This is a genomic window from Candidatus Cardinium sp. cByotN1 (genome assembly GCF_022810525.1).
Taxonomy (GTDB): Bacteria; Bacteroidota; Bacteroidia; order Cytophagales; family Amoebophilaceae; genus Cardinium.
The window spans coordinates 1-9,755 of the sequence record NZ_JAACGG010000127.1 but is presented as its reverse complement, the minus strand read 5'-3'; the positions used below and the strand labels follow the sequence as shown (position 1 = coordinate 9,755).

The 9,755-nt window shown below is 34.5% G+C and carries 8 protein-coding genes, 1 tRNA gene and 1 pseudogene; 5 read left to right on the top strand and 5 right to left on the bottom strand.

Annotated features, from left to right (window positions below):
- The 4 genes and pseudogenes from MUW73_RS03810 to MUW73_RS03795 form a co-directional block, all read right to left on the bottom strand.
- A pseudogene (locus tag MUW73_RS03810) lies at nucleotides 1–892 on the bottom strand (IS256 family transposase); the annotation flags it as partial.
- Between the two features lie 48 nt (nucleotides 893–940).
- Nucleotides 941–1,702: a metal ABC transporter ATP-binding protein gene (locus MUW73_RS03805; RefSeq protein ID WP_243018162.1), complete on the bottom strand. Its 762-nt coding sequence runs from the start codon at nucleotides 1,700–1,702 to the stop codon at nucleotides 941–943.
- Nucleotides 1,703–1,706: 4 nt separating this feature from the next.
- Complete coding sequence (locus MUW73_RS03800; RefSeq protein WP_243018163.1) at nucleotides 1,707–2,627, bottom strand: metal ABC transporter solute-binding protein, Zn/Mn family; 921 nt, start codon at nucleotides 2,625–2,627, stop codon at nucleotides 1,707–1,709.
- A 9-nt stretch (nucleotides 2,628–2,636) separates the two neighbouring features.
- Nucleotides 2,637–3,296 (bottom strand): metal-dependent transcriptional regulator, encoded by a 660-nt coding sequence (locus MUW73_RS03795; protein WP_243018164.1) that lies wholly within the window; start codon nucleotides 3,294–3,296, stop codon nucleotides 2,637–2,639.
- 612 nt (nucleotides 3,297–3,908) lie between these two features.
- Here MUW73_RS03795 and MUW73_RS03790 point away from each other — a divergent pair.
- From MUW73_RS03790 to MUW73_RS03775, 4 genes are all read left to right on the top strand, one after another.
- A complete protein-coding gene (locus MUW73_RS03790) occupies nucleotides 3,909–4,502 on the top strand; it encodes a DUF502 domain-containing protein (protein ID WP_243575273.1) in 594 nt (197 codons plus the stop codon).
- A tRNA-Ser gene (locus tag MUW73_RS03785) sits at nucleotides 4,502–4,591 on the top strand. Before MUW73_RS03790 ends, MUW73_RS03785 begins: the two co-directional genes overlap by 1 nt.
- 337 nt (nucleotides 4,592–4,928) lie before the next feature.
- Entirely contained in the window at nucleotides 4,929–5,180 is a 252-nt protein-coding gene (locus tag MUW73_RS03780; protein WP_243018166.1) for a hypothetical protein, read from the top strand.
- 27 nt (nucleotides 5,181–5,207) lie between these two features.
- On the top strand, nucleotides 5,208–6,311 hold the full coding sequence (locus MUW73_RS03775) for a hypothetical protein (protein WP_243018167.1): 1,104 nt from the start codon (nucleotides 5,208–5,210) through the stop codon (nucleotides 6,309–6,311).
- Between the two features lie 200 nt (nucleotides 6,312–6,511).
- On the opposite strand, the gene nadD is transcribed toward MUW73_RS03775, so the two are convergent.
- Complete coding sequence (nadD, locus tag MUW73_RS03770) at nucleotides 6,512–7,192, bottom strand: nicotinate (nicotinamide) nucleotide adenylyltransferase (RefSeq protein ID WP_243018168.1); 681 nt, start codon at nucleotides 7,190–7,192, stop codon at nucleotides 6,512–6,514.
- 212 nt (nucleotides 7,193–7,404) lie between these two features.
- Here nadD and MUW73_RS03765 point away from each other — a divergent pair, with 212 nt between their 5' ends.
- Nucleotides 7,405–9,219: a hypothetical protein gene (locus tag MUW73_RS03765; protein WP_243575272.1), complete on the top strand. Its 1,815-nt coding sequence runs from the start codon at nucleotides 7,405–7,407 to the stop codon at nucleotides 9,217–9,219.
- Nucleotides 9,220–9,755 lie beyond the last annotated feature (536 nt).

The window sequence follows — 9,755 nt, the reverse complement described above, 5'->3', positions numbered from 1 at the left end:
CGTGAACGGATACATATCTAGCTGCGATATGGTCAATGCCCAGTTTTGCAGAGGCATAGTCCACTTCTCTTCCATCTTCTTTATAGCACAATACACTGATTTATACAAGGCATTTATACTAGTGAATGCCCCTTTTGTCTTGGTGAACTGCCTAATCTGTCTATGCAGGCTTTCTATGGGGTTCGTAGTATAACATTAGCCTTCTGACAGGATCTGAATACTTAAAATATACAGATAAATGTTCCCAGTTGTTTTGCCAAGATTTGGTAATCATCTGGTATTTTGTTCCCCATTTTTCTTCTAATTCCAGTAGATAATGTTCTGCAATTTCCTTGCTGGAAGCTTGATATACTTGCTTTAAATCAGTTAAAAAACGTTTTATATCCTTGCTAGCTACATACTTGATTGAGTTGCGTATCTGGTGAACGATACACACCTTGACTTGTGTATTAGGGAAAGCGCTATTTATAGCTGCAGGAAAGCTTTTTAAGCCATCAACACAGGCAATAAGGATGTCTTCTATACCTCTTTCCTTAAGCTCATTAAGCACACCTAGCCAGAAGTTAGCTCCCTCACTTTCAGACAAATAGAAGCCTAATACTTCTTTTTTACCATCTTTATCTATGCCTAATAGGGTATACATGCATTTACTTACACATCTGCCATCTTCTTTTACCTTAAAGAACATCCCATCCATAAAAACGATAGGGTAAACCGATTCAAGCGGACGGTTACGCCATTCATTTATTATCGGTAACAGAGTATCGGTAATACTCGATATTTCAGCAGCTGATACTTTATGATCATAAATCTCTTCAACATGAGAGACTATAGATTTACAACTCATGCCACTAGAAAACATACTTAAAATTTTGGTTTCCAGCTCAGTATGTTAAATAAAAAAAGATTTAAACAGCGGAGTAGTTTTTAGGCAATAATATTATGGAGCACTGTTTGCGTAGTTTTGAAAGCAAGGCAATCTATTACCATAAGTTTTTTCTAGTAAACTAGCTGTAAAAACCTCTTTCGTATCACCAACAGCTATAACTGTTTGGTTGAGCAGTACAAGCCAATCAAAATAGTTATAAATCGATCCCAAGTCATGATGTACGACCACAATGGTTTTACCTGCTTTTACCATATTTTTTAAGAGGTTAATAACGATTTGTTCTGTCGTAACATCTATGCCTGTAAAAGGTTCATCCATAAAATACAATTCCGCATCTTGAGCCAATGCTCTGGCCAAAAATACCCGTTGTTGTTGTCCTCCAGATAATGCTCCAATTTGTCGCTTGGCAAGATGTGCCATACCTAACTCCTCTAAACACTGCATAGCTATTGCTTTATCTTGCTTGTTAGGACGTTCAAAGAATCCCAATCTATTATACCTACCCAAAAGGGCAATGTCAAATACAGAAGCAGGAAAATCCCAATCTACTGATTCTTTTTGAGGGACATAACTAATCCGTTTGCGTACCTTATAAACCGGCTCTCCAAATAATTTTATTTCCCCTTTTTGACAAGGAATAAGGCCCATAGCCGCTTTCAATAAGGTAGATTTACCTGCTCCATTAGGACCTATTATACCAATAATTTTATGTGATGGCAACTCAAAACTAACTTTTTCTAATACAGCTTTATTTTGTGTATAGGCAAGGGTTACATCTTTTATATCTACGATAGGCTGTTTTGTTTCCATCATTTTCTTATTTCAGTGCATGAACAATGGTTGCAGCATTGGTACTGATCATGCCACAATAGTTTCCCGCTAAAGTATCCGGTGGGCCAAGTGCATCTGAATAAAGGTATCCTCCTATGGCCACATTATGTCCACGATCGGCACAACCTTCTAAGACAGCTCGCATCGACTTATCTGAAACTGAAGTTTCAAAAAAAACCGCTTTAATATTTCGTTCTACAATAAGCTCTACAATACGTTTAATATCGTTTAATCCACATTCAGCTACAGTAGAAATGCCTTGTAAACCCACTACTTCTATATCATAAGCCTTGCCAAAATAACCAAAAGCATCATGTGCGGTAATCAATACCCGCTGTTGCTTTGGAATAGATTGAATTTGAGTCATAACCGATTGATGCAGCTCCTCTAGAGTTTTCAGATAAGCAGCCGTATTAGCTTGATAATAAGCAGCTGACTCTGGCCTTATGACTTGTAATTTTTGACTGATAAAACCAACTACCTCTTGCCATAGGCTTACATCAAACCAGATATGAGGGTCTATGCCAATAGTACCATCACATAATAGCTTGGTTGTATGGAGGGCATCACTGACTGCATACACTTTCTTTTGTTTGGCTATTTTTTTTAATAGCTGAGTCATTTTACCCTCTAAATCAAGTCCATTATAAAAAATTATATGTGCATGAATCAACTGCTGTACGTCTTTTTGGGTAGTTTGATAGGTATGCGGATCTATACCAGGACCCATTAGGCTTACTACACGCACATCATCTTTTACAATGTTTTTAACAGCATCTCCCAGTATGCCAGTAGTGGTTAAGATAGTAAATTCTTGGTCTTTACTATTATCTAAACAAGCAGACAAGGTCAAACAAAAAAACAAACAAAAAACCTTATGCAGATATTTAATCAAATTAGTGATCATATTACAATACTATAGCGTTATTAAAATATTATCAGTTATCTTACGGGATATATTAATTTTATATTGGTTATCAATAGTTATATCTGTAGACTCATCAAATTGAATCTTTTCAATAACCGTGATTTTAGCACCTAAATAGATATTTCTTTTACCCAGATATTGCAGAAAGGCAACAGAATCATCTTTAATAGCACTCACTATACCACTTGCTCCCTCAGATAGATCTGTGAGTAACCATCTAGGCTTATCTATAATCTTTCCATCAGCATTTGGAATAACTATACCATGAGGACTACAATAGGGATTTCCTAAAAAATGATCGAGCCGATCGATGAGGGTATCACAGTCAATATGTTCTAGTTGTTCTGCAATCTCATGGATTTCACTCCAGCCAAATTTTAATTTATCTACTAAGAAAACTTCCCAAAGCAAATGTTTGCGTAGAATCTTTATAGCCGATTCTTTACCTCTATCTGTCAGCGTTACACCTTGGTATTTTCGGTATATAACCAATCCTTTGTTATGTAGCTTCTGTATCATATCGGTAATAGATGCAGCACTAGTATGTAAAAAATCTGCCATAGCAGTAGTGGACACTAAACTTTCTTGTTTCTGAGAAAGCATATAAATGGCCTTTAAATAATTCTCTTCTGCATGGGTATGTTTCATAGATATTCGGCACAAATCGAATGAATTTAGTCAAAATTAAATAAATCTTTAGACAAATCTAAATAGTAAATTGAAACTTGGTTTCGTATTTCATTTTTGTTGACTAGTTTGATCACATATTAGTCTAAGTTAAAAATTTATTTAGGGTTGTCTAAATAAATTTTTGATTGTAAATCAGAAGTAAAAATACTTATTTCGAAGGTAGTTTATAGTAGAAAAGTGAAAAATGGGTAAGAGTAATAGCACGCAAGATCTATTAAGTTTTGTTATTTTATCTACAGCCATAATAGGCCTAAATATTATTTTGTTTAAACATTAAATAAACATGTAATCAGACTTAAATATATAAATATTAAACAAAAGCTTTAATATATAAACTAAGATATATTGGACATTAAGTGGATCCAATCCAATACAAAGCCGAATAAAATATTGAAACAAGGTATTTATATATTGATTATCAATTATATAAATACAATTATGGATCTTTTACTTTAAAGTATATTGTTTTCAAACAGATAGTAGCGATACATTTGTTTGGTATCATGTTTTTTGTTAGAATTGTAGCTGAATACTTTATGCTTAGTCTTCCTTAGATCTAATAATGTTCAAATGATGAAAACCAAACAACCGATTATTAACCGGCTTGTGCTCTACTTTTTTAGAGGGTTGCTGTTGATTATTCCATTAGGGGCAACGCTCTATTTAATTTCATTGGTATTGCGAAAAATAGATGGCTTTATTAGCCTTGGCATTCCAGGTTTGGGCATGTTTATTGTTGTAGCGTCTATAACGTTGTTAGGCTATATAGGTACTACGCTTATGGTTAAGTCAGTATTCTCATTTACAGAATCGCTGATTAAAAAAGTTCCATTTATTCGTGCGCTTTATTCCTACTTAAAAGATTTTACATCAGCTTTTGTAAACAGCAAAGGAAAGTTTAATAAGCCTGTTATCATTTTAATGAATAAAACCAGCCAGATCTATAGAATAGGGTTTATTACGAAAGAGTCGCTAGAGGTACTTTCTATGCCTAATCACGTAGCTGTTTATCTGCCTAATGCTTATGATTTAGCTGGCGTGCTTATTATTGTGCCTCCAGAATTGGTTACTCCTTTGGAGTTACCGGGTTCTGAAGTGATGAAGTTTAATTTTTCTGGAGGACTTACACCTCTAAAAGATAGTAATAGTCAAGAGAATATTTAGGAGGGTTGGCAGAGTGGTTTAATGCAACGGTCTTGAAAACCGTCGTGCTTTTAAAGGTACCGAGGGTTCGAATCCCTCACCCTCCTCCAATATCAACAAGCTCTGTGCAAAAATTTGCTAAAAACACAGCTTACAGCCGGAAAACAGGAACCATCTCTTGAGCCCCTCTCTAACACTGTTTTTCTTTTCAGCTGTAAGTTATGTTTTCTGATCACAGCTTTTTACAAAGGGCATTTTTTATTTTTTTCATGTCATAGGTCTAAATAGATACGTTGTTTTATCAACAAATTAGCTTTATTCAGCAATAAAGAACTCTACAATTCTAATGTTTCACTTGTTTTTAAACAAATAAATTACTTACCTTGCATAACTCTTTTTAAGAAAAAGAGATATGTTTATATTTACATTTTTATTCAAAAATCTATCATGAAAAAATATATAGTTTGGTTACCGCTTATGGCATCTTGTAATGGGCTAGGCAAGTCTGCTATGGATGGTTCTGGTTCAGTTGCTTCTAATAATAGCCATAATAACCCTGATTCCAAATTTTCTTGTCATACTCTTGAAGAAGTTGCCACTGATAGAATAAGATCGTTGTATGATAGTATCATTGCGTCTTCTCAACATCCTGGGGTAGTCGCTCTAGATCTTTTTAAATATATCAATCAGGATAAGTAACTAATTTGTTATAGTACTGGTTCAAGTTTGGTTTGGTCCAAAGTACTAGAAGCTTGGAATAGTGGACAGGAAATACATGGAAGGGAAGAGGAAGTATTTGGTAATGATTCTAAGAGTTTGGAAATATTTAGAAAAACTAAGCAAGATATTCCTTGGCGTCTCCAAAAAAATATATCTTTTCCATCTGCAATTTTAGCGAATGCAATATTAAAAACGCCTGATTATAGTGAATTACATAGGGTATTAGATCGTTTTATGCAATGCGCTAAGCCTAACGATCATCATCTTGATTATCAGATGGTTTACTTAAAGCAACTATTTGTATATTATTTTAATGAAATTGACAAAGATTTCTATTCCTTTTTCACTGATCACAAAGATAATAGGCTACACCGTGATCTATATTGTAATAGGGGGGGGATTAATATTTTTAAACTTGTACTTAGTTCAGGATCTCAAAATATTATAGACAGCTTTTTAGATTTTTCTCCTAATGAGATAAATCGTCAGATAGAAAATAGACAAATAAAAGGGTGTAAAATAGCAGATAAAACAATAAAGAAGTACAATATTGATTTAATGAAATACTTAATAGATCATGACAACGGTAATAATATATCATACCTCTTAAATTACATTGAGCGTCTTGGTGAAAATAAAGAAGAGCTACTAAGCTATGCTAATGATCCATCTTGTATGCTATTTGCTAGATTATTAAGAGATTATCTAGATTATATTTTTACTGTTATTGATTTTAAAGTGGAGGGAATCCAAAAACTTAAATACGAAGGTGCATTAAAGGAGCTATTGAAGATACTCATAGACAAAAACATAACTATTACACCAATACAGAATATCGATTCAATACGGAATATCGATTTACGATCAGCCTTCACTGTTGTGAATAATAGATATGTCTACTTTAAGAATAAAGATCTTATTGACCAAAATAATCTGCATGAGTTAATCGTTATGTTATTCCGTCATCCTCTAATAAAAAATTTATCGGATATTGACAATATTATTGGGGAATATAATGGGGAAACGCTATCTGCTTTAGTAAGTGATTTTGGGTCGGAAAAAACGATACAACTACTACATTCAAAAAAGACTATAGTAGATCTGATTTAAATCGCGGCAATCACCTATTAGAGCTGATTAGAGAAACAGCTTGTTTGAACCCGCACAGTTGGTAAATGCTGTTTTCCAGCTCTAATAGGTGATTGCTAACCTCAATTATTTTACACAAGGGGCGTTTTACCTAGAACAGCCATAGTTTTGAACGAATCAAGCATAGCTCACCTTATCCTACATATTTAGTGCAGCAACATTTAGGAATCAAACAAATATAAGTTATTTGCATTAATATATTCAATGACAGAATCGGGTACCAAATATCTTATACTCTCACGATTTTTAATGCAATGTCTTATGGCAGTAGAACTGATTCTATTCTTTATTTTCTCTTCAATTATTATTACATTCCTCTGGTATTTACGGAATATGTGAGATTTTGGGCTGTTTTTTAAAGTATTAAAAGGATCAAAACCCTCTCTAGTGATGACTACTAAACCATATTTACGAACAATCAGCTCAATGTCTTGATCGTTCCACAGATTGGGTACATGAAAAGAACTAAAAAGGTCTGCGCCACATAATAGCTTGAGTGTTGTGTTTACTTCATTCAATTTATTACATTGATAATCAATCACTTCAATAGTTCGATGCCATTTGTGTTGTTTGGTCTCCCAGTCATCGACTCTAACCCAATGATTACGACCATAGAGTGGCGTAAGGGCCAGTCTAGCCATTTGACACCTATGCTCTCCACATTCTAACTGTTTAGGTGTTTGGTAACTATCATGAGTCGGAGATATGATACCACCCGTAACACAATAGCCACCCATTCTTTTGAAATAGTCTTTTGCCAATTCAAACATTCTTAGGTGCCATATTGTTATTGGATTAAATGAACCGCAACTTAATAATACTATTTTTTTTTCTCCACTCATTTTGGCCTAATGCGAAAAGGTTCGCTAGTTGTATAGAAATTTGTAGTTCGTTTTTCGGTGCACTTCTGCCACATAATTCTATAAAAAAAGATAAGCAAAAACTATAATCAACTTTAGTTTAAAATTAAAACATAATTCGTATTTTACACAGTGCTAGATTTTTTGCATATTGCTTCATCAAGCAAAAAGTATAACCTAAACTCCTTGGGAGTATGCATTTGTATAAAACAAACAAAACTTATCTACTATTATTTTGCTTCTTATTCCTACAACCCATAGGAAATATGGCCCTAGGCCAATCTAAAGTCCGATTGGGTATATCAGATCGGGATGCACAGCTCCTATTGGCGCAATATGCAACTGCCCAAAAAGTCTACCAAGCAAAAAATTATGCCCAAGCAAGCGCCTTATTTGAGAGACTAATAAAAATGCACCATTCTTCTGCCCTTTCCCCCTATATTCATTTCTACTATGCACTAGCCACCTATCACAATGGAGCAACCAAAATCGCTAGAGAAGCTTTTTTAGAGCTACAAGCAAAATTTCCAGACTGGAATAAACAAAATGAAACCCATTATTGGTTTGCCCAATGTAGCTTTGAAACTGGAAATTTTGAGCAAGCCCTCAACACGCTTGCGCTAATCAAAGATAAAAGTATGGCCGAGCCTATTCTGGAAATGAAAAAATATTTTCTTAAACAAATACAAGCTGATACTGCTTTGCAAGAACTCGTTGAAAAATTTCCAAACGATCTTATCATCAAAAATATTTTACATAAAAAAGTAGCCAAGCAAGCATATTTTACACAAGATTTTGCTCGGTTAGATGCATTAAAACAACAATACCATTTGGCTGATTATACATACGACCCTTTAAAACAAGTAACCTCTAAGCGCAAAACAGCCTATGATGTAGCTATCTTCCTGCCCTTCTTTGTAGAAGAGTTTGACTATGAGGCCTGTACAGACCAATTTGTTATTGAGTTATATCAGGGTATACAATTGGCCATAGAAAAACTGGCTCAAGAAGGTATCGTGATCAATCTTTTTGTATTTGATACTAAAAGAGATGCAACCGTTACCAAGGCATTACTGGCCCAAGAAGGAATGCCCCATATGGATTTGATCATAGGTCCTCTTTATCCTGAAACGATTCCATTAGTTGCTACATTTGCTAAAAAACACAAAATTAATCTTGTAAACCCGATTTCAGATAATGCTGCCGTAACCAAGGGTAATCCATTTGCCTTTCTTTTCCAGCCCGATCTAGAAACTTGTGCCCAAAGAGCCGCACAACTTACACTAAGTGACCTATCTGGCCAATCAACAGAAGAAGCCTCCATAGGTATTTTTTATGGTACCGACCCCAAAGAAGTATTGCAAGCAAACCTATATAAAACTATCGTTGAGCAACAATTGGGAAAAAATACAGATCTCTTTTTACAACTGCCTAGCAAGGCTATCAAAGAATTTTTTAACCAAGCCAGTAAACAAAAAGCAAAAGAAGAAGAAGATATTGCAACTACTGAAAAAGATGAATGGGATTTAAGTAAACTAACCCATATCTATGTTCCGTCCCAAAATGAGTTGCTTGTTTCCAATGTAATCAGTCTCTGTTTAAAACTGGGTATTAAACCACAAATTATAGGCCATGAGCAATGGATTAAAAAAGAGATCTTACACATTCACCAATTGAAGCGGTTGTCTATTGTATTCTTAGCCCCCAACTATATAGACTATAGTAGATCTGCTTTAAGCACATTTCGAAAAAAGTTTTTTGAAAAGAATAGCACACAACCTAATGAAAAAGGCTACATTGGCTATGAAATGATGCTATTTTTTGGTAGAATGCTGGGGCGTTATGGGACTTCTTTTCAGAAAGAATGGGGCAATATGCACTACAGTAGCCTTATTTTTCAGGGTCTATCCTATGGTAAACATCATGCTAATCAACATATTCCTGTGCTCCGCTTTGCTAAAGATAAATTTGTAGTTGATGCCTCTTTATCAAACACAGAAATAGCTTAAAGGTAGTGCGTTAGGGGAATTGGAATTTGAAAGAGTAAAAAAGAACAAATATATAGAGTCCTATATGGGTATTTTAAAGCTTTTTTATCCCTCTTTTTGCTTGATCAAAAAGTGGACAAAAAATCAAGCCCTTTGTAAAAAGTTTCGGCAATCACCTATTAGAGCTGGAAAAACAGAACTCACCCGCTACCCGGGTTCAAACAAGCTGTTTTTCTAATCAGCTCTAATAGGTGATTGCTAATCGCAGCTATTTTACAATGGGCATTTTGCCTAGAACCGTCATAGCCTTGAATGCATACTGGCACTCTTGGTGTTGAAGTTGCTCTATACTACTGGTTATGGCTATATTTTGGAAAAATATTCTTTATAAAAATTTGCGATCAGCTTTTTCTTAACATAAGCCATAGTGGTGAACGGACAATGGCGTCAACTTAAGGAATTTTTAATTATTTTTATTTGATTATAAGTTTTTTTTATCTTACTTTTTTCTTGATAAAAAAGTAAGCAAAAAATCAAGCCCTGGTAAAAAGTTGCGG